The sequence below is a fragment of the Mycolicibacterium duvalii genome (assembly GCF_010726645.1).
Classification (GTDB): Bacteria; Actinomycetota; Actinomycetes; order Mycobacteriales; family Mycobacteriaceae; genus Mycobacterium; species Mycobacterium duvalii.
The window spans coordinates 4383419-4406922 of the sequence record NZ_AP022563.1; the positions used below are offsets into that span (position 1 = coordinate 4383419).

Annotated in this window: 21 protein-coding genes; 6 read left to right on the plus strand and 15 right to left on the minus strand. The window is 68.6% G+C overall.

What is annotated here, in order from left to right; genetic code table 11:
* The first annotated feature begins 16 nt into the window (after positions 1-16).
* The 6 genes from G6N31_RS20680 to G6N31_RS20705 all read left to right on the plus strand — a co-directional run bounded on the left by G6N31_RS20680 (position 17) and on the right by G6N31_RS20705 (position 7179).
* Complete coding sequence (locus G6N31_RS20680; RefSeq protein ID WP_098005664.1) at positions 17-2014, plus strand: PTS fructose transporter subunit IIABC; 1998 nt, start codon at positions 17-19, stop codon at positions 2012-2014.
* A gap of 43 nt (positions 2015-2057) precedes the next feature.
* Positions 2058-2315: an HPr family phosphocarrier protein gene (locus tag G6N31_RS20685; RefSeq protein WP_098005662.1), complete on the plus strand. Its 258-nt coding sequence runs from the start codon at positions 2058-2060 to the stop codon at positions 2313-2315.
* Positions 2316-2511: 196 nt separating this feature from the next.
* Entirely contained in the window at positions 2512-3858 is a 1347-nt protein-coding gene (gene mycP, locus G6N31_RS20690; RefSeq protein ID WP_098005660.1) for a type VII secretion-associated serine protease mycosin, read from the plus strand.
* Positions 3855-5252, plus strand: coding sequence for a type VII secretion protein EccE (eccE, locus tag G6N31_RS20695; protein ID WP_098005658.1), 1398 nt, complete (start codon positions 3855-3857; stop codon positions 5250-5252). The genes mycP and eccE overlap by 4 nt, the downstream gene beginning before the upstream one ends.
* A complete protein-coding gene (locus tag G6N31_RS27680) occupies positions 5249-6841 on the plus strand; it encodes a PPE domain-containing protein (protein WP_098005656.1) in 1593 nt (530 codons plus the stop codon). The genes eccE and G6N31_RS27680 overlap by 4 nt, the downstream gene beginning before the upstream one ends.
* Positions 6838-7179, plus strand: coding sequence for a YbaB/EbfC family nucleoid-associated protein (locus tag G6N31_RS20705; RefSeq protein WP_098005655.1), 342 nt, complete (start codon positions 6838-6840; stop codon positions 7177-7179). The genes G6N31_RS27680 and G6N31_RS20705 overlap by 4 nt, the downstream gene beginning before the upstream one ends.
* Before the next feature lie 12 nt (positions 7180-7191).
* Here the strand turns inward: G6N31_RS20705 and G6N31_RS20710 are convergent, their stop codons facing one another.
* From G6N31_RS20710 to G6N31_RS20780, 15 genes are all read right to left on the minus strand, one after another.
* Complete coding sequence (locus G6N31_RS20710; protein ID WP_098005653.1) at positions 7192-7509, minus strand: WXG100 family type VII secretion target; 318 nt, start codon at positions 7507-7509, stop codon at positions 7192-7194.
* A 9-nt stretch (positions 7510-7518) separates the two neighbouring features.
* On the minus strand, positions 7519-9045 hold the full coding sequence (gene eccD / locus G6N31_RS20715) for a type VII secretion integral membrane protein EccD (protein WP_098005651.1): 1527 nt from the start codon (positions 9043-9045) through the stop codon (positions 7519-7521).
* A complete protein-coding gene (locus G6N31_RS20720) occupies positions 9042-10418 on the minus strand; it encodes a MinD/ParA family ATP-binding protein (RefSeq protein ID WP_098005649.1) in 1377 nt (458 codons plus the stop codon). The genes eccD and G6N31_RS20720 overlap by 4 nt, the downstream gene beginning before the upstream one ends.
* Positions 10419-10516: 98 nt before the next feature.
* Complete coding sequence (locus tag G6N31_RS20725; protein WP_098005647.1) at positions 10517-10804, minus strand: WXG100 family type VII secretion target; 288 nt, start codon at positions 10802-10804, stop codon at positions 10517-10519.
* A gap of 31 nt (positions 10805-10835) precedes the next feature.
* Positions 10836-11138, minus strand: a complete 303-nt coding sequence (locus tag G6N31_RS20730) for a WXG100 family type VII secretion target (protein WP_098005645.1) — start codon at positions 11136-11138, stop codon at positions 10836-10838.
* A gap of 86 nt (positions 11139-11224) precedes the next feature.
* Entirely contained in the window at positions 11225-12544 is a 1320-nt protein-coding gene (locus tag G6N31_RS20735; protein ID WP_098005643.1) for a PPE family protein, read from the minus strand.
* A gap of 29 nt (positions 12545-12573) precedes the next feature.
* Complete coding sequence (locus G6N31_RS20740) at positions 12574-12870, minus strand: PE family protein (RefSeq protein ID WP_098005641.1); 297 nt, start codon at positions 12868-12870, stop codon at positions 12574-12576.
* Between the two features lie 146 nt (positions 12871-13016).
* Positions 13017-14798 carry a type VII secretion protein EccCb gene (eccCb, locus tag G6N31_RS20745; protein ID WP_098005639.1) on the minus strand — a complete coding sequence of 594 codons (1782 nt, stop codon included), beginning with the start codon at positions 14796-14798 and terminating at the stop codon, positions 13017-13019.
* The gene (gene eccCa, locus G6N31_RS20750) at positions 14795-17020 is read right to left on the minus strand and encodes a type VII secretion protein EccCa (RefSeq protein WP_098005637.1); all 2226 of its coding nucleotides are present in this window, start codon (positions 17018-17020) and stop codon (positions 14795-14797) included. The genes eccCb and eccCa overlap by 4 nt, the downstream gene beginning before the upstream one ends.
* Complete coding sequence (gene eccB / locus G6N31_RS20755; RefSeq protein ID WP_098005635.1) at positions 17017-18492, minus strand: type VII secretion protein EccB; 1476 nt, start codon at positions 18490-18492, stop codon at positions 17017-17019. Before eccB ends, eccCa begins: the two co-directional genes overlap by 4 nt.
* A gap of 2 nt (positions 18493-18494) precedes the next feature.
* The gene (gene eccA, locus G6N31_RS20760) at positions 18495-20216 is read right to left on the minus strand and encodes a type VII secretion AAA-ATPase EccA (RefSeq protein ID WP_098005633.1); all 1722 of its coding nucleotides are present in this window, start codon (positions 20214-20216) and stop codon (positions 18495-18497) included.
* Complete coding sequence (locus G6N31_RS20765) at positions 20213-20764, minus strand: hypothetical protein (protein ID WP_163722283.1); 552 nt, start codon at positions 20762-20764, stop codon at positions 20213-20215. The genes eccA and G6N31_RS20765 overlap by 4 nt, the downstream gene beginning before the upstream one ends.
* A 19-nt stretch (positions 20765-20783) precedes the next feature.
* Positions 20784-21566, minus strand: a complete 783-nt coding sequence (locus G6N31_RS20770; RefSeq protein ID WP_098005684.1) for an ESX secretion-associated protein EspG — start codon at positions 21564-21566, stop codon at positions 20784-20786.
* Positions 21567-21643: 77 nt separating this feature from the next.
* Entirely contained in the window at positions 21644-21991 is a 348-nt protein-coding gene (locus G6N31_RS20775; RefSeq protein ID WP_163722284.1) for an ESX-1 secretion-associated protein, read from the minus strand.
* Between the two features lie 19 nt (positions 21992-22010).
* A complete protein-coding gene (locus G6N31_RS20780) occupies positions 22011-23324 on the minus strand; it encodes an EspA/EspE family type VII secretion system effector (RefSeq protein ID WP_133117723.1) in 1314 nt (437 codons plus the stop codon).
* Between the last annotated feature and the right edge of the window lie 180 nt (positions 23325-23504).

A 23504-nucleotide genomic window follows, 5' to 3' on the forward strand; every position in this document is an offset into this window, starting at 1 on the left:
CAACGAAGGTAATGCGATGACAAGCTCCACCCCCACCACGCCGATCATCACCGAGGACCTGGTGCTGCTCGACGTCGGCGTCGACGGCGACAAGGAAGCCGTCATCGCCCGGCTCACCGAGAGCCTGGCCGGCGCCGGCCGCACCAGCGACGCCGACGGCCTGCTCGGCGCGGCGATGACCCGCGAGGGCCAGTCGGCCACCGGGCTGCCCGGCGGCATCGCGATCCCGCACTGCCGCTCCCCCTTCGTCGACACCCCGACCATCGGGTTCGCCCGCCTGCAGCCCGGCGTCGACTTCGGCGCCCCGGACGGACCGGCCGATCTGGTGTTCCTGATCGCCGCGCCCGAATCCGGCGGCCAGGACCACATGAAGCTGCTCTCCAGCCTGGCGCGGGCGTTGGTGCGCAAGGACTTCGTCGCATCCCTGCGCGAGGCCGCCACCACGGGTGAGGTCGTCGAGCTGGTCGACGGCGTGGTCAACCCGGCCCCCGCCACCGCCCCGGCGGCCGCAGCGGCCGAGCAACCGAAGCCCGCCCCGAAGGCGAAGAAGACCATCGTCGCGATCACCGCCTGCCCGACCGGCATCGCGCACACCTACATGGCCGCCGATGCGCTGACCGCCGCGGCCAAGGACGCCGACGTGACGCTGGCCGTGGAGACCCAGGGCTCCTCGGGCAGCACCCCGCTGCCGGCCGACACCATCGCCGGGGCCGACGCCGTCATCTTCGCCACCGACGTCGGCGTCAAGGACCGGGGCCGCTTCGCCGGGAAGCCGGTGGTGGCGTCCGGGGTCAAGCGCGCCATCAACGAGCCGGCCAAGATGATCGCCGAAGCCGTTGCCGCAGCCGACAATCCGAACGCGGCGCGGGTCGAGGGGTCCGGCGCCGACGCGGCCGAGGCACCGTCGGGCAACGTCGGCTGGGGTACCCGCACCCGCCAGATCCTGCTCACCGGCGTCAGCTACATGATCCCGTTCGTCGCCGCGGGCGGTCTGCTGATCGCGCTGGGCTTCCTGTTCGCCGGCTACGAGATCGCCGACACCGGCAACGACATCGCGCTGAACAACTCGCTGACCAACCTGCCGCCGGGCGGCTTCCTCGAGTACCTGGGGGCGATCCTGTTCACGCTGGGCAGTTTGGCGTTCAGCTTCCTGGTGCCCGCGCTGGCCGGCTACATCTCGTTCGCGATCGCCGACCGGCCCGGCATCGCGCCCGGCTTCACCGCCGGCGCACTGGCGGTGTTCGTCGGCGGCGGCTTCATCGGCGGCATCGTCGGCGGCGTGATCGCCGGCTTCGCCGCGCTGTGGATCTCCAACATCAAAGTGCCGCAATGGTTCCGCGGCCTGATGCCGGTGGTGATCACCCCGCTGTTCGCGTCGCTGGCCGTCGGCCTGATCATGTTCTTCCTGGTGGGCCGCCCGCTGGCCTGGGTCAACACCAGCCTCACCGACTGGCTCAACGGCATGTCCGGTGCGTCGGCGGTGCTGCTCGGGGTCATCCTCGGGCTGATGATGTGCTTCGACCTGGGCGGCCCGGTCAACAAGGCGGCCTACGCGTTCGCCACCGCCGGGCTGGCCGCGGCCACCACCGCGTCGTTCGAGATCATGGCCACCGTGATGGCCGCGGGCATGGTGCCGCCGCTGGCGATGGCGCTGGCCACCACCGTCCGGCCCGGCCTGTTCAGCGAGCCCGAACGCGAGAACGGCCGCGCCGCCTGGCTTCTGGGCGCATCGTTCATCTCCGAGGGCGCCATCCCGTTCGCCGCGGCCGACCCGCTGCGCGTCATCCCGTCGATGATGTTCGGCGGCGCGGTCACCGGCGCGCTGTGCATGGCGTTCGGCGCCACCTCGCGGGCCCCGCACGGCGGCATCTTCGTGCTGTTCGCCATCGACAACAAGCTCGGCTTCGTCATCGCGCTGGTGGCCGGCACCATCGCCGCCGCGCTGGCCGTGGTGGCCGCCAAGCAGTTCATCAAACCCGGCGCCAAGTCCGAACCCGAACCCGGCGCCGCCTGACCGTCCCGTCCGAATCACCCACCGAAGAAACAGAGGAGAACCCATGCCCACCAAGACCGTCATCGTCGGCTCGGCCATCGGACTGCACGCCCGGCCCGCGGCGATCATCGCCGAAGCCGTCGTTGAGGCCGGAGTGCCCGTCACGCTGTCGATGGACGGCGGTGAGCCCGTCGACGCCGGCTCGGCCCTGATGATCATGACGCTGGGTGCCGGCAACGGCGCCGAGGTCACCGTCGCCTCCGACGACGAAGCCGCGCTGAACAAGGTCGCCGAGCTGGTGCAGCAGGACCTCGACGCCTGAGCGCGGGATCACGCGCTGGTGTCGGCTCAGAAAGAAAGCGGTGAGACCCCCCGCCCAGCACCCTTAAGCTTGCCGATGTGCTGCCGACGCAGACCCTTGACGTAGCTGTTTGCGCTGCTCGTGGGGGTGCCTGGAGTTTGCTGATCACGGCTCGGCACACTGTCCGCAGTGGGATTTTGGCAGGGGGTGACATCGGATGCGGCGTATAGGGGGCGTGCTCGCCGCGTTGCTCCTGATGGTGCTCTACGCGACGCCGGCAGCAGCGATCGAGCCGCCCGTCATCGATCCGGCGGCGATTCCACCGGACGAGACCGGACCCGACCAGCCGATGGAGCAACGACGCGTCTGTGCGGCCCCGACGGTCTTTCCGGACTCCAACTTCGCAGACCGGCCCTGGGCCAATGACTACCTGCGCATTCCGGACGCCCACCGGTTCGCCACCGGCGCCGGGATCACCGTCGCGGTCATCGACACCGGTGTCAACGGGTCCGCGCGGGTGCCCGCCGAGCCGGGCGGGGATTTCGTCGACCAGGGCGGCAACGGCATGTCCGACTGCGACGCGCACGGCACCCTGACCGCTGCGGTCATCGCAGGCCGGCCCGCCCCGACCGACGCGTTCGTCGGCGTGGCGCCCGACGCACGCATCCTGTCCTTGCGCCAGACCTCCGACAGCTTCCAGCCGGTCGGCACCCGTACCGATCCCAACGACCCCAACAGCACCCGCACCGCGGGTTCGCTGCGCAGCCTGGCGCGCGCGATCGTGCATGCCGCCAATCTGGGCGCCCAGGTCATCAACATCAGCGAGGCGGCGTGCTACAAGACCACTCGGCCGATCGACGAGCACGCGGTCGGGGCGGCGATCAACCATGCCGTCAACGTCAAGGGCGCGGTGATCGTCGTGGCCGCCGGCAACACCGGCGGCGACTGCACGCAGAACCCGCCGCCCGACCCGGCCGTCCCGGCGGATCCGCGGGGTTGGCAGGAAGTTTCGTCGATCGTGTCGCCGGCGTGGTACTCGCCGTTGGTGTTGACCGTCGGCAGCATCGCTCCCAATGGAGCGCCGAGTGGATTCTCGATGCACGGACCGTGGGTGGGCGCGGCGGCGCCGGGCGAGAACCTGGTGGCTCTGGGTTACGACGGCAACCCGGTCAACGCTCTGCAGGGTGAGGATGGGCCGATCCCGATCGCCGGTACCTCGTTCTCCGCGGCCTACGTCTCCGGCTTGGCTGCCCTGGTGCGCCAACGCTTTCCGGAGCTCACTGCCGCTCAGGTGATCAACCGGATCACCGCGACCGCACGCCATCCCGGCGGTGGTGTCGACAACAGCGTGGGCGCCGGAGTGATCGACCCGGTTGCCGCGCTGACGTGGGAGGTCCCCGCCGGTCCCGCCCAGGTGCCCTACCAGGTCAAGGCGATCCCTCCACCGGTGCAGGTCCCGGCGCCCGACCGCACCCCGATCACCATGGTGGTCGTCGTCAGTGTGGCGGTCGCGCTCGTTCTCGGCCTGGGTGCGTTGGCACGAAGGGCGCTGAGGCGCCGATGAGAAGTCTGCTGTCGTTCTTCGGTGTGCGCTTCTCCACCGGGCATGCCGTCGGTGCGGCGGTGCTGATTCCCGCGTGCATCCTGGTGTTCGCCGCGGTGGACCTGCTGTGGCTCGGGGTCACCCTGGCAGTGCTGATCGGGCTTGCCGCGCTGGTGACCGTCCGTGGCCGCCGGGTCACCGGATGGCTGGCCGCCCTGTTCGCCTGGCGTCGTCGGCACCGCCAGCCCCCGCCGGCGCCGTCGGAAGCTGCGGTCGGCGCGACCGTCGTCCCGGCCGATCACGTCGCCGTGCGGTGGCACGGCGACCACCTGGTGTCGGTCATCGAATTGGTTCCCCGTCCGTTCACTCCGACGGTGATCGTCAACGGCGCAGCCTTCACCGACGACGTGATTTACACCGGGTTGGTCGAGGAGCTTCTGCACGCGTACTGCCCGGACCTGCGCGCCGACGTGGTCTCGGCCGGGTATCGCGTCGGCAAGACCGCGCCGTCGGCGTTGGTGGCTCTCTACGAACAAGTCGTCGGGCCGTATCCCGCCCCGGCCAGCAGGCGGACGTGGATCGTGTTGAGCGCCGATCCGGAGCACACCCGGAAGTCTGCGGTGCGCCGCGGTGTCGGTGTCGCCGGGCTGGCCCAGTACCTGGTGTCGTCGACCACACGCATCGCCGACCACCTGGCCGGCCGCGGGATCGACGCACGGCCCGCCCGCAGTTTCGACGACTTCGACGGCGCCACCGAGATCAGCTTCGAACGGGAGACGTGGTCGATGGTGAAGGGCCGCAGCACGTTCACCGCGGCCTACACCGCTCCCGGGGGACCCGACGTGTGGTGGTCAGCGCGCGCCGACCACACGGTCACCCGGGTACGCATCGTCCCGGGCGCGGCGCCGACGGCCACCGTCCTGCTGACCACGCTGGCCAATCCGTCGACTCCGCGCGGGTTCTCGTGTCTGTACGGCGGGCAGCGGGCCGCCCTGCTGGGCCACAGCCCCGTCACCGACCGTCATCACGAGCTGCCGATCGGCTCAGCCGGCGTGCTGGTCGGCGAGACGGCGGACCGCTATCCGGTGTACATGCCGTTCGACAATGTCGACAGTTGCATCAACCTCGGTGACGCACGCCTGTTCACGCAGTTCGTGGTGCGCTCGACCGCCGCGGGCGCCGAGGTGACACTGGCGCCGCAGTTCCGGGAGTTCGCCGGATACGTCAACGCCCGTGTCGGCCCGGTCGCCAAAGTGTCGTGGCCCAATGCGACCACCTACCTCGGCTCCCATCCGGGTTTGGGCCGAGTCGTGCTGCGGGACAACTTCATCGCCACCCCCCGGCACAAACAGCTGCCGATCCGGCTGATCAATCCCCGGGAGGAAAGCCGCTACCAGATGGTGCTGGAGTCGTGAGCGGCAACGAGGTTCAGGTCGAGCCCGAAGACCTGCGTCGCAAGGCCACCCAGATCGAGAGTCTGAGCTGGGGCACCGCTTCGGCGCAGCCGGAGGTGGTGCCGCCGGATGCGCTGCCGGGCAGCGGCGTGGCAGTGCAGAACCTGGTGGTCAACGCGAAGGCGTTGTGGGCCCACCAGGAGTTCGGCAAAGTCGAAGGGCACCGCCTGGCTCAGACGCTGCGCAACGTCGCCAACGCCTATGCCCAGGTGGACCAGGCGTCGGCGCAGGACATCAGCACCACGATGGACGGGCCGACGGGCCCACCCCCCGACACCACGGTGTACCCGGACTCGGTCACCATTCCTGCGCCCCCGCGCCCCCCGGCGATGCCGATCCCGCGGGGGCAGCCGCCGCCCGACGAGATGCTGTTCCCGCCAGACGTTCAGCGTGCGCTCGACTCCGGCGATGACGGGGCATCGTTGCGTGCGGCGGCGCAGCTGTGGCGGACCAATGCCCAGACGCTGGAGGGGTCGGCCCAGCAGTTCGAGGTCAGCAGCGTGCTGTGGGAGGGCGAGGCCGCCGACGCGGCGTATGCCAGGTTCACCAGCTACCGGGACTGGCTGATCGGCCTGGCCGGCAGTTGGAAACGGCTCGCCCGCGAAGCCGACCGGATCGCCAGCGCGCACGAACAGGCGCAGGAGGATCACCGCCCGATCGCCGACGAGTATCAGCGACTCAACGATTCCGTGATGGGGAAACCTTTAGGCCCCAACACTTTTACGACCATGGAACGGATGGCGGAGCTGCAGCGCCAATCGGAAGGACTGCGCAACAACTACGCTCGCGACGGCCAGCCCCACCAGATCACGCCCGATGATCCGCCCAACCCGGTCGTGTCAGGCGTGCCGGTGACCGCAGAGGACCACCGGCGTGCCGCCGAACACCGGTCGTCTCGGACCTCTCTGCGCGACAGCGCATCTCAGGGTGCAGGCGGCGGATCCCGGGAAGGTGGCGGGGCGCCGCGGGCCCCGCGGGACGCCGCAGCGTCGCCGGATTCCCCGCAACCCTCGGCCGCGCCACCCGCTGCAGGTGAAGGTTCGCCCGGCGGCAGCCCGCAGGGTGGCGGATCGCCCGGCGGAGGATCTGCGGGCGGACCTCCCGGCGGCGGCGCCCCCAGCGGCGGCGCACTTCCCGGTGGCGGCAAGTCCGAGCCGAGGCTGCCCTACGACCCGTCGCTGCGCCCGGCGGCCGCCGGTGGTGGCGGCGCCGGTGCGGGTGCCGGCGGTGGTGCCGGTGGCGGTGTGCCCGCCGGGCCGTTGCAGCCCGCGGTCGGGGCCGAGACCGTAGCACCGACCCCCGTGGTCGCCCCGGTCGCACCAGCGGCGGCGGGCGGAGCCACCGGAGGCGCCGCGGTGGGTGGCGGAATGGGCGGCATGGCACCGATGATGCACGGCGGCCAGGGGAATTCCGGGGACAAGAAACGAAACCCTCAGCTCTCCGAGGACGAGGAGCTCTACACCGAGGAGCGGCCCTGGACCGAGCCGGTCATCGGCAACCGGCCGCGCCGCCGTGGTGGTCCGGACGACAAGGGGAAGGAATCGCAGTGACCGATGACATGCACCCCGAGGTGGCCGCGGTGCTGCGGCAGGCACGTCGGCTGCAGTCACTGATGGATGAGCAGCTCGAGAAAATGGCCTCCGGTTCGTTCACCGCATCCGACGAGGACGAAACGGTGGAGGTGACCCTCAACGGACACCAGTGGATCAAGGATGTCCATATCCAAGACGGGTTGCTGCGACTCGGCTCCGAGACCGTCGAGTACCGCGTCAACGAGGCGCTACACCGAGCCAACGCGGAGGCGTCTGCTGCCATCGACGCCGACCGGGAGCGAATCGACACGGTGGTCGCCGAAATCACCGCCGAACTCTCCGACGATCAACGCTGAAGATCCTGGTCGTCAGCGGGAGGCGGGCGGCGGAATGTCGACACCGCGGATCTGCTCGCCGGAGCGGGTGTCGGTCTGCTCGTACTGCGCCGCCGCGTCATGGAGTTTTGCCCCGTAGCCGCGGGCGCCGCTGACGAGCGCCGACACCTGCGTCGCGACGGTGTCCCGGGCGTTCTGACAGGCCGACGCCGTCTGCAACGCCGGTACCGCCGCGGCCGCATCACCCAATGGCGCATCAGGCTGGCTCGCTGCCAGTCGATCCGCGGCGGCGGCGAACGCGCCGCCGACCGTGCGTAATTCGTCGGTATTGACCCTGAGCCTGCCGCCCATCAGACCGCCTTAGAACCGCAGATTCCGGAGCACGTCGTACACGCCGGCGATCCACAGCAACAGCGGGATCACCGCCGCGATCGCCGCGCCGTCGAACAACTCGAGGAGGCGCTTGGTCACCGGCGACATCCGCCGCACCCCGTCGGTGGCGCCGATGATCACCACCGCGCTCAACGCCACCGCGATGTAGAGCGTCAGGACCAGCCAGGCGCGCTCCGGGTACCAGAGGCACAGTCGCACCGCCACGCCCGTCGGGATCGCCACCGCGGCGGCCATCAACGCCCAGGCGCACCACCGCTCGGCGTACAACCGGGACCGGAAACCGCAGACGACCGCGACCAGGCCGGCCACTATCACGCTGTGCACGAAGAAGTGCCCCTGCACCACCACGGAGACCGCGCCGGCGGTCAGGATCGCCGCACCGGCGGTGAGGAAACCGATCAGCAACCTCTTTGCCAGGTGAGTGCGTTCGGTCAACCGCGCCGCCGAATCCGGCACCGACGCGATGATCGCCTGCCACGTCTCGGACTCTTCAGAGGTGTCCGTCGTGGCCACGGGATCGAGCAACTCGTCGTTGGACACCGTCTCGCCGGGCGCCGGAATCGGCGGGAGGGCGATCCGTGCGACGGCCACGGTCAGCTTCGCCGCATTGGTCACAACAACCAGGCCGAACGCAATGGCGCCCGCGGGAACCCAGCTGTCCCAACCGTATCCGAAGGCCACGGCGGCGAGGGTGACCGCCAGCGCGACGACCGCCAGAAATGCCGCGATCTCGGCTCGTCGACGCGGCCCGCCGCGCGTCGCCAGCACGATCAACAGGACGACGGCGCCGGCTCCTGCGACCTGAGGAGCCCCCAGGCTGTCCACCCCGCGCGGCAGCGGAACTCCGAGCGTCGCGGCACCGGTCAACCCGATCAGCGCGGCGACCAGGAGGCTTTCGGCCATGTCCGCATGCTGGAACCGCTTCTGCGCCAGCACGCTTGCACCCATCAGAGCTGCACCGAGCACCGCCAGCGCCACCGCCCACCACCAGTGCCGCCCCGTCGAGGCCCACGACAACACCGCTACCGCCGTGACCGTCAGCGCGGCGAGCGGCAGCATCAGTCCGACGAAACGGTACAGCGCGCGACGGTCGAACTCCGGTGTTTCGTCGAGCACGGCGATCGCGTCGATGACATCCTCGACCAACGGCCGATACCGTTCGGTGCGGCTGACCGGCACCAAGGTCAACAGCGAGCCGTCCACCACCCCGGCATCGTCGAGCGACGCGGAGTGCTTGATCGGCGGCGCCCCGGGCCGGGCGAACGACCAGACCCCCTGCGCCTTGAAGTCGAAACCCGCCAACGCATCTGCCGGAGTGTCGGCAAGGATGTCGGCCAACACCGACACCGTTTCGTCGACGTACGACTCGATCGGCGTCGCCGACGGTAGCACCAGATCGGTCATTCGCCGGCCGGTCAGGACCGTCACCCGGGTGGTCGACGGCCGGCCCGGGGTGGCGGCGGTCGACGAGGGTGACGCGGCTGTCGCGGTCAACGCCGTTCGAGCCTGTCGAAATCGTCGGACAGCGCGGCGGCCAACTCGACGATTCTGCGTTCGAACGTCTTCCCCAGGAGGTCGAGCTGAATCTCGGTGCCGGCCGCGATGTGTTTGTCGTACGGCAACACGATCACACGTCCCGGTGCGACGTGCCGCTCGAACTGCTGCACCAGATCATCGACGTCGATGTTCGGCTTGCCGGGGACGACATGATTGACCACCACACAGGAGCGGCCCAACAGGTCCTGATACCCGTTCTGTCGCAGCCAATCCATCGTGATGGCGGCCTGCCGGGCGCCGTCGATCGAGGCGCTGGCGACGATGACCAGACCCGACACCGTGGAGAGCACACCGCGCGCGCCCGGCTGAAACAGCCCCGCCCCACAGTCGGCCAGCACCAGGTTGTAGTAGCGCGACACGATCTCTGTCGCGGCCCGCCAGTCCTCGTCGTTGAATTCGCGGCGGGCCGCGCTGTACTCCTCAGACGAGAGCACCTCGAGGTTCGCGCTGTTCATGCTGGTGTAGGCGCGGATGTCGTTGTAGCGGTGAAGTTCTTTGTCCGACAGGAGATCCGCGATGGTCGCCGCGGACTGCCGGCCGGCCCTGTCGGCAAGGTTGCCACCGTCGGGGTCGGCGTCGATGGCCAGGATCCGGTCCCCGCGGATGCTGCTCAGCGCGGAGCCCAGGGCGACCGTCACGGCGGTCTTACCGACGCCGCCCTTGAGTCCGAAAACCCCGATCTGGTACGAGTCGCGGGCGTTGCGACGGATCCGCGCGTGCAGATCCATCTCGTACATCTCATCGGGCGACAACCCGAGGTTGATCCGGGTCAACAGGTAAAGCCAATGGCGCCAACCCCGTTGCGGCGGCAGTTTGACCGCCGAACGCACGCCGACGTGCGACAGCGCGTCGATGGCGCGGTGGTTGCCCATCGCTGCCGCGGACGTCGGCGCCTGTTGCGGCGCGGGCCGTCGGTCGACACCGGCGTCGGCGAAGTGCTGGCTCGGCAGCGGTGGCGATGCCGGACGCGGTGTCGGCGCCGGGGCGGAGCGGGACGCCTCGTGCCGCGCCCCGGAGGGGCTGTGTGTCTGGGGCATCCGCATCAAACCGTTGTCGGGCAGCGGCGGCGACATGGTGCCCGGCGTGGTCGGGATCTGCGTCGTCACCTCTGTCTGCCGGGGCGGGGGCGCGGTCGCACCCTGTGTGCCCGGTGGGTGGACGGGCATGCCGGGCGCAGCGTCAGGGCGCACCATGGCACCGGGCGGTGCCACGGAATCGCGCCCGGCGGGTGGCGTCTCCCGATCCTGGTCCTCGTCGACCGTTCGCAGCGCATCCGGGGAGTGGAAAAGCCGGTCATAGTCGGCCGACATATGCACCTCTCAAGGTTGTGGTCGTAGGGTCGGGCACATGCGCGGTGGGCGATCGTCGATTGTCCGGCGGATCGCCCACCGGCTGTGCGGGGTCGCGCTTAGGTAAAAGTTCCGATCACACCGTTCTCGGTGGTGCCCATGTTCTGGCCCGAATTGCTCACCGCGTGACCGAGGCTCTGCAGAGCCTGGTTGATCTCCATCGAGTTGTTGTCCCAGCGCTGTTGCACGGCCTGGTACGACATCGAGCCCTCGCCCATCCAGGCGGCCTGCAGCCTGGCCAGAGAGCCCTGGCCCTCCTCGAGCAAACCCAGTGTCCGCTGCACGGCAGCCTGCAGTTCGCCTGCGCCGCTTTCGATTCCGGCGAAGTTGTATTCGATGAGTCCCATATCTGTTCTCCTAGTTTCTCGGGGTGGTCCGTCAGAGCATCTGGTTGGCGAGTTCGTCAGCGTTCTGCGCGTCGGTGTTCTGATACGACGCACCGCTGATGTTGATGTTCTGCGAGATGTCCTCGAGCAGCCGGATCTGCTGACCGGCGGCCTCATTGAAGCGCAGCAGCGCAGCCTGCGCGGCCGCGCCGGCGCCTTCACTGTTCATGCTGGCCTGCAAGCCTGCGGCGGTCGACTCGACCTGCGCGAGAACGGTCGCCAGCTCGCCACAGATGCGGTCGAAATTCGCCGCCTCCGCCATCAATTGCGGGGTATCCGCATTCACCAATCCCATTGCTGACCCTCTCTTTGGTTACCTGTGTTCTCGTCGGCTCGACGAGCTCCCCGACCCAGGCGGCCGGCAAGTGTGTGGGTGACGACCTACCAGTCGTCTTCTTCGTCCTCGCTGAGGTCGTGTTCGAGCGGTGCGGGCGCGGTCAACCCGGAGCGGTGACCGCCACCTTTGCCCCGTTGGCCGAGCATCCCCATCGGACCGCCCATTCCGCCGCCGGCCCCGACCGGAGCCGCGCCGACCGCCGCGGCGCCGGCGGCCGCACCTACGCCGACCGATACCGGGTTCATGCTCGGGCCCAGCTCCCTGCCGATCAGGTTGGACATCAGCGGCGTGCGGGCCGAGGTGCCGCCCGCTCCGGGGAGCGACGCCGCCCGGACCAGTCCGGCACCCGCGGCGGCCCCGTTGCCACCGATCGCGGGGTGGTTGGAGAACGGGGTCGCACCGAGCATCCCGACCTGGGCACCTCGGTCGCCGCCCATCATTCCGCCCATCTGGCCGAACATCGACGAGACCTGCTGCAGCGGTTGGGTCAGCTGCTGGAACGGTTGCGTCACCCCTTGCATCATCTGCTGGGGGACCTGACCCAGTGTGGAGCCGAGTTGTGAAGCCATCTGCATGCCCATCTGCATGCCCTGCGACGGATCCTGCTGCAGACCGTTCGGCGGATTCGCCTGCGAGCGGCCCTGATTCACCGCCTGCGCAACGGCCTGCTCGGCCCGGCCGGCTTTCAGGTTGGCCTCATCGGCTTTGCCCTGCCCGCTGACGTGGGCGAATACTGCGTTGCGCACCGCAGCGCCGCCCATCAGCGGGGCCGCTCCGGCCATACCGCTGGCCAGTGTCGCTTCCGCGGCCCCGGGCAACACGATCGGTTTGGGCATCGCCACGGGTTCGAACGTGGCGTTGACCATCGTCTCGGACTCGTAGAGACCCATCACCGCCGCGGCCTGGTCCCACATTCGGACATAGTCGGCTTCGTTGACGGCGATCGGAACGGTGTTGACGCCGAGGAAGTTGGTGGCCTCCAGCACGGCGTGGGTGACGTGGTTGAGTTCGATCTCGGGCAATGGCGGCGTGGTGGCCAGCGCTGTCGAGTAGGCGCTCGCCTGCGCCGTGGCCTGCACCGCTCGCTTCTGCGCCTGCATCGACAGCATGCGCAACCACACGACCATCGGCATCGACGCGGCGATCGCCCGTTCACTGCCCATGCCCTGCCACATCTGGGCCAGCGACGCCAGGCTCGCGGCCAACTCGTCGGCTTGTGTCTCCAGCGAGATCGCGAACGCTTCCCATCCCGCGGCGGCCTGCAGCATCGGCGCGGGCCCCGCGCCGGCCATCAGGCGCGCGGTGTTCACCTCGGGAGGGAAGGCTCCCCAGATGGGTGGGATCGGAAGCGTCGGCACAGCCATGGCGTACTCGGTTCAGACGGTCCGCTGGCTCACGCCAGGGTGGCGCCGTTCTCTCCGTCGACGGCCTGGTAGATGCCTGCGATCTCGATGACGGTGGCACCCGCGCGGGTGAGCTCTTCCTGGGCCATCGCGTTGATGCCCAGGGTCTGGACCCCCTCGGCCATGAACGCCGCCGACGCCATCACCGACACCTCGTCGGCGCCGGCCGGCGCCAGCGCGCTGACCGCCGCGGTGGCGGTGGTGCCGGCCGCCAGGCCGCGTGCGCCGTTGGCGACGACCTGACCTCCCACGCCGGCCGCGCCGGCGTTGTGACTCAACGGTTGCATTTGCTGACTCCTGCCATCCGGGAACGGATCAACGGTGTCGATCCGGAGATCGACGGGTGCAATGGCCGGTGACTGCTTTTTGAATCCCCCGACTCAATGACATCAGGCGGGTCCTGCCACTTTGCTAGGACTGCCCGGAAACCATACTAACCGCCCTGCGGGGGTGCTACGAACACTTCTTCTGCGGGGGGATCGACATAGGCGGCCTGAATGACCTCCTTCCCCTCGGGTGACACGTAAAATGCCTGGCCAGGCGGTCTCTTCTTGACCACGATCTCCCGGGACGGGAAATCCTGCTTCTCCCCGGACAGGAACATCGTCGGGGTCCCGGCGCCGTAGGCGGAGCCGACGAATTTGTCCATCGTCGCGCGGTGGGCTTGGCTCATCTGACAGGTGACGATCAGGTGCAGCCCGATGTCTGCGGCGGCGGGCAGCAGCGGCGACAACGGCGCCATCGGCGACATCATTCCGCCCGCGGCCACGATCATGTGCCAGTCATCGACGAGCAGGACGATGTCGGGTCCCGTCCACCAGGACCGCGCGCGCAACTGCGCGGGGGTCAGGTCTGCCGGGGGTAACCGCTTGGTCAAGTTGATCGCCAACGCCTTGACCGACGCCTCCAGCGTGGCGTGGTTGCGGTTGATCGCGCCCGCCCGCAGGAGGTGGGTGTCGGGCACGGCCTCCAACAGGCCCGACCGGTAGTCGGCGATCATGAACCGCACCTGCTCGGGGCTGTTGCGGGCACAGATCGCCTGCGCAACGGCCGCGGCGATGGTGGTCTTGCCCGACCGGGGAGCGCCGAAGATCAGCTGGTGCGGGCTGGTGTGCATGGCGTTGTAGGCCACGGTCAGGTCGGACTCCCGCACGCCGACCGGGACGGTCCACCGCGTCCGGTAGTCCGCATCCGGTCCGGGCGGCGCGGGGTCGAGCTGATGGAGATGTATGCGGCTGGGCAGGACCCGGACCCGCGGCGCCTCGTCGGTGTGCCGCGCAGCGATCGCTTGCACGGCGCCGGACAGCGCTCCGACGAGGCCCTCTGCGCTGTGCACCCCGTCCATCCGTGGCACCCCGATCATCAGATGGTGCTTCTCCGTGGAGACTGCCCGGCCGGGCCGGTTCGGCGGTATCTCGCGCGTGATGCGGTCGATCTGGGTTTCGTTGACGTCGCCGAGCCGGAACTCCACCTTGGTACCGAGGTAGTCGCGGATCCGGGCTTTGAGTTCGGTCCAGCGGGGCGTGGAGATCATGGTGTGCACGCCGTAGGACAAGCCCTGTCCCGCGATGTCCTGAACCGTCGCTTCCAGGTCGGGGAACTCCGCCGCGAACGCCGGCCAGCCGTCGATGACGAGGAAGACGTCGCCGAACGGATCCGCGGCGGCGGGATGGTCGGCGTCGTCGCGCAGTTGCCGATAGTCGGCCATCGAGCCGACCCGAAGTTCCTTGAAAATTTGTTCCCGCTGCCGCAGCACGGCTTTCACCTCGGCGACCACCCGATTCACCCGATCGGGTTCGGCGCGGGTTGCGACACCGCCGACATGCGGGAGGTCCTCGACGTACATCAGTCCCCCGCCACCCAGGTCCACGCAGTAGAACTGAATCTGCCGTGGGGTGTGTGACGCGGCAGCCGACAGGATGAATGTCTGCAGGAAAGTCGACTTGCCGGTCTGCGGCGCTCCGCCGACGGCGATGTTCCCGGCGGCGGTGGACACGTCGATCCCCCAGACCTCCTGCCGGTGGCGCCGCGGCTCGTCCATCACGCCCAGCCCGACGCGCAACGGCCGACGTTGATAGTCCCGCGCGACGAGTTCGTCGACCGGTGTCGGATCGGCCAACGGCGGCAACCACATTCGGTACGCGTGGTTGTCTGCGGTGGACAACTGTTCGAGTACCACCTCCCGCAGCACCTGCTGGCCCGGATCGAGGGTCACGACGCCACCGTCGCATCCGGAATCGGCGCGGCGGTGAAGCGATGGATCCGGATGCTTCTGTCCGCGTGCGCGCCGGGGGCGTCGTCGCCGCCGAGGTCGTGGACGGTCGGCACGTACGGATTCCCGGTGTAGACGGTCTGGAACTTCACCGGATCCTCCATCCCGACGCGCAGAAAGCCGACCCCGCTTTCCTTATTAGAGATGTACTGGGCTTCCGGCGTGCCGATGACCGCCTTGGACTCAGCCGAACTGGTGGTGCGCAGTGCGATGCGGTAGGTGAGGTTGGGTTCGAGTTTGTCGATACGGGTGCCGCCGGTGTTCAGCGACTGGGTGGCCAGCAGCAGGTGTACGCGCAGGGACCGGCCGACCCGGCAGATCCGGTCGAACAGGCCGATGAAGTCGGGGTGGTTCTGCAGCAGTTCGGCGAACTCGTCCACGACGACGAACAGCGTGGGCAGCGGAGCGAGTTCGGCTCCGCGCTCCCGGTACTTCTCGTATTCCGCGACGCCGGACAGTGCACCGGCGGCGCCGACCTGCATGCCGGCTTGCCGCAGGATCGACTGGCGCCGGTCGAGCTCCCCGGTGAGCACCTCTCCCATGCGGCTGACCAGCTCGGCCTCTTCCTCCATGTTGGTGACGACCGCCGCGGTGTGCGGAAGCTTCTCCATTCCCAGGAAGGTCGAGCCCCCCTTGAAGTCGGTCAGCAGCAGGTTGACCTGTTCCGGATGGTGCGTCGCCGCGAGCGAGAGGATCAGCGTTCGGAGGAACTCCGACTTGCCGGAGCCGGTGGTGCCGATGAGCATGCCATGCGGACCGGCGCCGAACTCGGCGCCCTCTTTGATGTCCAGGTGCATCACATCGCCGGTTTTGAGCTCGTGTCCGAACGGAATCCGCAGCCGGTCCCGGTCGGTGTCGGCGAACATCCGCCAGCGTGCGGGCGTCACCTCTTCGACCGACTGGGCACCGACGATCTCATGCCATTCGGTGGCGACCTTCTTCTGTACCCGGGTGCTCTTGTCGATGATCGTTCCCGTGATCGACCACCCTGCCAGTTTCCGCGCAATCCGCTCCGCCTGACCCGGTGTCAAAGCGTCCACCCGGTCGGTGACCAGCCGGAAGGACTGGTTGGGCAGCTTGTCGTCGGCCGTGCCATTTCCATCGACGCGAATTCGGTACGCGGACCGGTGATTACCGAGTGTGACGACGGTGACGCCGGCACGTCCGTCTACCGGGAAGCCGGCTCGCCCACCGGTGAGGTCCACCACCACGACGTAGGGTCCGCTCGGAACGGCGTCAGCGGTGTGCGGACCGCGCGCGGCCAAGTCGCTGAGACCGTCGGGGCGGGTGAACACCAGCCGCGTGGGACCCGCGGCGTCGGTGTCGGACTGGTGCTGGGTGTGCGGCAGCCACTTCAGCCATGCCCAGGCCGGGTCGTCCGGATTGTCGGTGAGCACCCGGATCTGTAAGAGATCCGGCGGATGGAACACCGCCAGGTGACAGACCATCGCCCGGAGCAGCGCCGCGGCGGCGTCGGCGTCGCCGCCCACGGCAATGGTCGGGAAGGTGCGCAGCTGAACCAGTTTCGGGCAGTCGTGGATCAGACCGTGGGTGCGCAGGAACTTGGTCACCCACATGTGGCTGACAGGTTCGAGGTGCGGTTGGGGAGCACCGGTCGGTCCGGCCAGTTCGCCACCGACTGCCGGCTTGAGAAGTCGGTCGACCGCCGGTTCAGAGCCCAGACCGATGCGGGTGGCGGCGTAGAAGTCCGCGTTGGCCGCGCGCGACCACTGTCGGTGGGTGCCGATGATCGAGAGCAGATCCTCGGGATGCGGCGCGTGGTAGTTGAAGAAGGTCACCTGCGCCGCCGCCGACGACGTCACCCGGGTGCGCAGGTTCGCCAGGTACCGCAGGTATTCCTTACGGTCGGCGTTGATTTCGGGGACCTTCTTGCCCCCGCTGCCGCCGCTGGCCACCAGGCCGACCGCGGCCATCACCATCATCAGCGGCATCATCAGCATGTACGGCGAGAGTTGGCGGATCCCACTGAAGATCATGATCGCGATCATGCCGAGCATGCAGCCGCCGAGGACCCAGGGCAGTGCCTTCTGCATGCCCGACGGTGGGATGTCGATGCCGAGATCGTCAGGGGGTGTCACGTTGATCTCGCCGGGTGTCAGGCGCGGACCCCGCTTCATGATCGGGGTGAACTTCCTCGTCGTCATCGGCCACCTCCGGTCGGGGGCCCGGCGGGCATCGCATTGCCTGCGTCGACTTTGCGCGGGTTGGGATTCGGCGGGAGAGTGTCGTGTTCGATCAGCGCCGCCTCCTTGGACAGCACCGGTCCGTCAACCAGCAGGCTCACCACCTGCCACGGTGCGGTGCGCGGTGCGGTCAGTCCCAGGTCAGCGGCGGTGTCTTCGTCGAACAGTCCGTAGCGCACGCCCTGCGGATCGATGTAGTACAGGCTCTCCCCCACAGCGGGGTCGGGCGCCTGGAGCCGCACGTACTGGCCGCCGGTGACGTAGACCGTGTTGTCGCCGCTGATCTGGTCGATGCCGGTGTTGAGCGCCGCAGCCGGCAGCGGCAGCCGGCGGCCGGCGATGACCGTGGTCTTTGGTGCCTGGTCGCCGGGCTCGCGCACCCAGGACCAGCACAGTGTCGGGGTGTCGTGGCGCAGCATCATGGTGATCGCGGTGTCGGGAAGCGGAGAGGCGTACACCTGCTCAGGGATCCGCGCCACGGCACTGGGCTCCATGGACGGCGGCGCGATCAGCCCGTGGGAGTTGGTGGCGCGCAGCGCAGCCGCCGTGGTGTCGTTGACTTTCGCCACTCCGTTGGGCAGGACCGCGAAGTGCTGCTGGTCGGATTCGGTCATGGTCTTGAACACCGAACCGACCACCAGTTCGGGCGGCAGGCCGACCGTGTTCGGTGTCCCCGCGGCGGGGATCTCGGGCAGTCGCCACGGCCCGGCGTTGGGTAGCGCGTTGAACAGTCCCTGTGAGATCGGAGCCGATCGGGCGGTCACGGGGATGCCCACCGCAGAGGTGACAGCACGGTCGGACAGGTCGATGGCGTGGCGGCCCGCTGCCGTGACGAGCCAGTCCTGTCCGTCGAAGGACACCAGCATGCCCTGGTCCGGGCGCATCGGTCCGACCGAGGCATCCAGTGCCAGCGGTGTGATCAGAACCGACGTCTGCACCTCGGGCGCAACGCTTTGCGGCTTGATGACCGTGTCACAGAGTCCCCACTGCGACTCCGGGCGTGACGACACCGGGGTGGCATAAGGAGCGCCGGGAATCCCCAATGGCTGTCCTTTGGGCATCCTGTCCAGTTCTTCGGACTTCACCGCTGCGGGGGTGCCGTTGCTGCCCAGGATCAGCCTGGCCGATGTCAGGTTGTACACGGGCCGCAGCTGACCGCTGTCCGGCAGCACCACGTAGAGCTGATTGGTGGCCCGGTCCACCAGCAGGTTGTCGCCGCCGCGCTTGCCCAACGGTTTGAAGTAGGCCAGCAGGGCGGCCCCCAGGCAGATCAGCACCGCGATCACGATGCCGGCACTCACGGCACGGCTGTAGAACTGCAGCGGGTCGTCGAACATCCGGGTGTCTCGGCGCACGATCGCATGCTCGACTCGGCGCAGCAGGAAGCGCCAGCCGCTGACCTGCACCTTGGTGGTGAGCCGAAATCCCGCCATGGTTACGTGCCGATGTTCAGTCGAGCGTGGACCGACACGATGGCCGCGGCCATGTCATCGGCGCTGATCTCGCTGAGCTGGTCGTCGGCCAGCGCGTCGATGTCGAGCGAGCGGGCCAACCTCATGTCGCGAGTCTGTTCACCGGCCTCCACCAGTTGCCGCGCATAGCGGCCGTTGCCGGCCACGTCCAGCGCCGGCTTGCCATTGACCGTGCTCGTAGTCAATAGCGTCGCCGCCTCCAGCACGTGTTTGGCCGCGTCGTCACTGAGGGCCGAGTCATTACCCGCGGCAATGACTTTGGCGATGTCGACGATCTCCTCCGGCGCGTACGAATCGAACTCGATGCGGGTGGCGAACCGCGAGCGCAATCCGTCGTTGCTCTCCAGCAGTCGGTCGATGTCGCTGCTGTAGCCGGCGATGATCACGACCAGGCGATCCCGGTCGTTCTCCATCCGGGCCAGCAGTGTGTCGAGCGCCTCGGTGCCGAACGGGTCGGCTCGCCCGTCGCGTTCCTGCACCAGGGTGTAGGCCTCGTCGATGAACAGCACCCCGCCCAGCGCGCGGTCGATGGTGCGTGCGGTCTTCACCGCCGACTGACCCTCGTATTCGGCCACGAAATCCTTGCGCGACGTCTCGATGAGCTTGGGCTCCGCGATCACGCCCAACCCGGCCAGGATGTTGGCCACCACCCGGGCGATCGTCGTCTTGCCCGTACCCGGAGGGCCGGTGAAGATCATGTGCTTGGATGCCTGGGCGACTTTCATGCCCCGCGCCGCACGCACTTTCGCCATCTGGGTGGCGGCCCGGTAGCGCTCGATCTGCTCCTTGACACGCGCCAGCCCGATCTGCCGCTCGAGTTCGGACTGGGCGTCGGCGAGCAGCTTGTCCCGTCCGGTGGTGTCGGCCTCCACGCTGTCGGGATCCCAGATGTCCCGACGCGCGGAGATCTGCTCGGCCGTCGTGGTCTGTAGGCGATGGTTCGGGTCGTTCAGAGCCGCCGTGACCTGTGGGGTGGGGTGAGTGGCTTGCAGCCATTCGAGCAGCGCCCGCGCAGCCTCCTCGTTGCCCTGACCGCGGCGCGTCATCGCCAGGTACCACGCGATCGCCTGGGCACACGCCTCGCCCGCCGGCGACGAATTCGACTCCACCAGTCGACGTTCGGCTTCGGTGAACAGTCCCAGATTCGCTGCCGCGACGCCGTGGGCCACCCCCGCGGCAGCTGCCAGAAACCTGTCCGGCCACGAGGCGGCGGCACGGACCTCGTCGATCACATCGGTCCACCGCTGTCCGGCCCCATAGACCACGGCCTTGCCCCAGGAGACCAAGTGCTCTGCACCGGTCGACGGGATCGACTCCAGCGCTTCCAGCGCGTCCGTGTAGTTGCCCAGCGCGGCTTCCTTGACGGCGAAACCCATCGTGATCGCCAGCGGCGAGTTCACCGGATAGGTGATGTCGCCGTACAACCCGCCGATCGGCACCCGCGCACCGAGGCTGATCATCGGGACCTCGGCGGCGCCTGCGAGCTGGCCGAAGTTGTTGCGCGAGTACCAGGCACGGAACAGCGTGACGCGGTCGGTGTCCCCACAGCGGATACGGCCGACCCATGCGTCACAGGCGGCTTCGTCCAGATCGGTGATCTCGGTGAACAATTCGAGCGATCGTGCGGGCGCGGTCGGCAACATGCCCACGGCGGTACCGAACAAGCTGGCCAGATGCTCGCTCATTCTTCACCTGCGTAACGGGTGGTGAACAGTTCGGCGCGCGCGGCCTGCGCCTGTTCGGGGGTGGGCAGATCCAGTTCGCGACTGAGGAAGTCGCGGGTCGCGGCATCGTCGTGACCGTGTTCGCTCATGCCTTCCAACATGAACGTGTACTGCGCGGAGCGCGCGTCCTGAGTGGCCAGCCCCGCGATGACGACGATCTCGTCGGCCAGCCGGTGCTCGGTCATCGACGTCACCCGCGGTGACAGGTCGATCTGGTGCACGCGACCGTCCATGAAGGTGGTCACCGTCACCGTTCCCGGTGGATTGGTGACGGTGAAGGTGGGCATGGGGTCTTCCCCCCTCCCTCGGACATCGCCGATCGCGAAATCCACACCCGCGTCGTCCTGGTCGGCAGCGGGCGAGTAGTCACCCAAGATGACCGCGAGGTCGGTCTCGCCCACGGCATCGGCGCCGGTGCTGAAATCCAGCGCCGCCAGGTCATCACGTTCGCCGTCGTCGACGGCGCCGTCGTCGGCGCCGTCAGGGGTGCCTGCCGGAGGGTGGGCCACCGTTGTGTCGCCTTTCTGTTCAGTCGGGATGGGCCGCGTCGGGGCTGTCCCGCGCGGGCGTGTTGTCGAACCATGTCGCGGACGGCAGGAACTCCACCAATCCGTCGAGCGCGCGCTGCAAGTTTTCGGGGGTGCCGGGCAGGAAGCTTCCGTAGAGCTCTCCGTTGACCCGCCGAGGAATCGACACGATCCGCCCGTGCGCGGAGTCCAGCACACCTGCGCCCACTCCTGCCCGGGAGTATGTACCGCCCGGATGCCGCTCGTTTGCGGTGATCTCCACCCAACTGGTCGGCTTGCCGGTGGCTTCGGCATAGATCTTCGCCGACGCGAGCGGCTGTCCGTAGCCGGTGAGCTGGTCTGCCGTGCGCACGCCGGACAGTTCGTCGGCCAACCCGGTCAGCGGCTCGACGTCGGCCGCCCGTTCGTCTCCGATGACCACGTTCACCATCGCGGCGAGCCCGATCTGCGGCGCCACACGCTGCAGCACCAACATCTCCTCGTCGCGCGCGGCCACGACATGACGCTCCCCCTTGCGGCAGACCACGAAGCGCACCATTTTGCCACCGAGATCACGCCGCCACCACCGGCAGTCGAGCGTCCGGTCGGGACGGGACAGCGCGTCGACCATCGCCGCGACTTCCGGATGAGGATCTCCGAACGCCGTCAAGACGCCCTGCGCAGTGAGATCGCGTGCCACCTGTTCGGCGACGATCTTGCGTTGATCCTCGTACGGGATGTTCGGCCGAATCCCCAGCGAGAGTGGAAACTCGACCAGGTGCAGCAGGTCAGCGACCACAAGCATTCCGTCGATGGTGAGCTCGACACCCACAACGTCGTCGTAGTGCGTGGGCTCGCCGTCGCCGAGGAAAGGCGCCGCCGTCAACGCGGCCTCCGGGCAAATGGAATCCGGTCGGGGTTCACCGGCTTGTTCAGGTTGCTCGCCGAGGATTCATCGGTCGTTCGGTAGCGGACGGCGGCCGATCCCAGAGCATCGGACAACGTGCAGGACCGTTCGGCGATTGCGCGCGCCGCGGTGGACCTCGCCTGCTCGAGGGCCTCGACGGCGTCCGCGAACGCCCATGCGACGGCGCCGTGCGTGGTGCGGACCCGAGTGTGCACACCGTTCACTCGTTGGGTGGCCGCACCGAGTTCCTCGGCTGCCTGGCTGTGCTTGGCGGCCAGTGCGCGCACATGGGACGTGGCGACGCGGAGCGCTTCGTGAGACACGTGTGGTTCCTTCGGCTCGTTACTGCGGCGGCCTGGTGGCGGCGGGCGGTGCGGGAACGCTTGGCACGGTATCGGCCGGCCGGGCCGGTGGGATCGCTACCTCTGCTTCCGTCTCCTCTGGAGCCGGGGAAGCACCGCCGAACGCATCTGATGCTCGGGGCGCCCGGGTGTCGGCATCTTCACCGGAGCCGGACTCGCCATTCGGGTGCCTGTCCGCATCGCCGACCGCGTCGTGGTCGCGGATTCCCTCGTCCGCATCTGGGATTTCGGTCCCGCCCGCCGTCAACGTCGACAAGGACTGCCCCACGGCGCCGGCAGCGCCGGCCACGGTGGCGGTCAGCGGTGCCACCATCGCGCCGATCAGCCCGCCGAGCGCGCCGAACGCCGACGCCATTCCCGACATCGGATCCGTCGCCGGGGCCGCTGGTGGTCCGCCCGAAGCGGTCGAGCCGACCGGCACAGCAGCCGGCACAGGGGGCGGCGAGAGTACCGGTGCACTCATTAGACTGTTGTCGGTGTCGGCCCGGGTACTGCGGCCGGCGGCCGGGACCGGGGCAACGACGCCGGGACCAACCACGTCGTCGGATGCGCTGTCGGAGCGGGAGTCCTCGGATTCCTTCGGCACCTCGTCCGCGGGTTCTTCGTCGGGGAGAGGGTCTCCGTCTAGAGCCGGCGGGCCCTCCGGCACAGCCAACGCGGTGTAGTGCGACGCCAGCCGGATCAACTCGCCCGCGTTGTGGGAAGACTCCCGCGACAGCAGCGCCAGTTCCTGACCACTGTGATGGACTGCCGTGGCTACCGCCGCCAATTCGACGGTGGTCTTCGCGGCGGGGCCGAATCCCGGCACAGACGCCAGCGCCCATGTCGTCCGGCTCACGTCAGCGAGGAAGTCCGACTGCTCGTCGAGGTTGTCCCGACGGACCTCGACTTGCTGCGCCTGGCGCGAGAGCACCCGGCTCGCGTGGCGATCGAGCAGCGCGATGGCGTCGACCCGGGCCGCTTGCCGGTGGTGCGCGTAGGCATAGCTCTGCGCGGCCGCCCCCTCCCAGTCTTCGTTGGGACGGGCCGTGGCCAGTGTGCCTGCGGCGGAATCGAAGTCGTAGGCGGCGCGTTCGAACAGCTCACCCTGTTCCGGTCGACCCCATCCCGCGGTCAAGCGCATCCCCGCGATCACCATCTGACCGGCATCCAGGATGGGTGATGCGGTGCCCTTCCTGAGCGACGTGTCGTCGGTCGAAGACCGCACTGCACTCGGCGCAGCTGCCGAGCCGCTGTCCCCGCCAACTCCCGACCCGGATTTGCCCAACCCTCCGAGATGGTCGATCGGATCCATATGGTCCACCCCTTCCCAGGAGCACAGTACCAGCGACCAGGACCCCTTCAGATCAGTAATTCGGCGCGCGAAAGCGCTACCATTCGCCTCGAAATGCAGATCTCAGCAATTCCTCAGCTGCTGTTTATGCCTACCAATAGGTTTCCCGGCAAATATCTTGTGGTGATCACGCCCGGAGTC

Excerpts from the sequence above, each read along its gene's own strand:
- G6N31_RS20680 (WP_098005664.1), top strand. The coding sequence starts at position 17 with ATGACAAGCTCCACCCCCACCACGCCGATCATCACCGAGGACCTGGTG.
- G6N31_RS20685 (WP_098005662.1), top strand. The coding sequence starts at position 2,058 with ATGCCCACCAAGACCGTCATCGTCGGCTCGGCCATCGGACTGCACGCC.
- mycP (WP_098005660.1), top strand. The coding sequence starts at position 2,512 with ATGCGGCGTATAGGGGGCGTGCTCGCCGCGTTGCTCCTGATGGTGCTC.
- eccE (WP_098005658.1), top strand. The coding sequence starts at position 3,855 with ATGAGAAGTCTGCTGTCGTTCTTCGGTGTGCGCTTCTCCACCGGGCAT.
- G6N31_RS20710 (WP_098005653.1), bottom strand. The coding sequence starts at position 7,509 with ATGGGCGGCAGGCTCAGGGTCAATACCGACGAATTACGCACGGTCGGC.
- G6N31_RS20720 (WP_098005649.1), bottom strand. The coding sequence starts at position 10,418 with ATGTCGGCCGACTATGACCGGCTTTTCCACTCCCCGGATGCGCTGCGA.
- G6N31_RS20725 (WP_098005647.1), bottom strand. The coding sequence starts at position 10,804 with ATGGGACTCATCGAATACAACTTCGCCGGAATCGAAAGCGGCGCAGGC.
- G6N31_RS20730 (WP_098005645.1), bottom strand. The coding sequence starts at position 11,138 with ATGGGATTGGTGAATGCGGATACCCCGCAATTGATGGCGGAGGCGGCG.
- G6N31_RS20735 (WP_098005643.1), bottom strand. The coding sequence starts at position 12,544 with ATGGCTGTGCCGACGCTTCCGATCCCACCCATCTGGGGAGCCTTCCCT.
- G6N31_RS20740 (WP_098005641.1), bottom strand. The coding sequence starts at position 12,870 with ATGCAACCGTTGAGTCACAACGCCGGCGCGGCCGGCGTGGGAGGTCAG.
- eccCa (WP_098005637.1), bottom strand. The coding sequence starts at position 17,020 with ATGACGACGAGGAAGTTCACCCCGATCATGAAGCGGGGTCCGCGCCTG.
- eccB (WP_098005635.1), bottom strand. The coding sequence starts at position 18,492 with ATGGCGGGATTTCGGCTCACCACCAAGGTGCAGGTCAGCGGCTGGCGC.
- eccA (WP_098005633.1), bottom strand. The coding sequence starts at position 20,216 with ATGAGCGAGCATCTGGCCAGCTTGTTCGGTACCGCCGTGGGCATGTTG.
- G6N31_RS20770 (WP_098005684.1), bottom strand. The coding sequence starts at position 21,566 with ATGCTTGTGGTCGCTGACCTGCTGCACCTGGTCGAGTTTCCACTCTCG.
- G6N31_RS20780 (WP_133117723.1), bottom strand. The coding sequence starts at position 23,324 with ATGGATCCGATCGACCATCTCGGAGGGTTGGGCAAATCCGGGTCGGGA.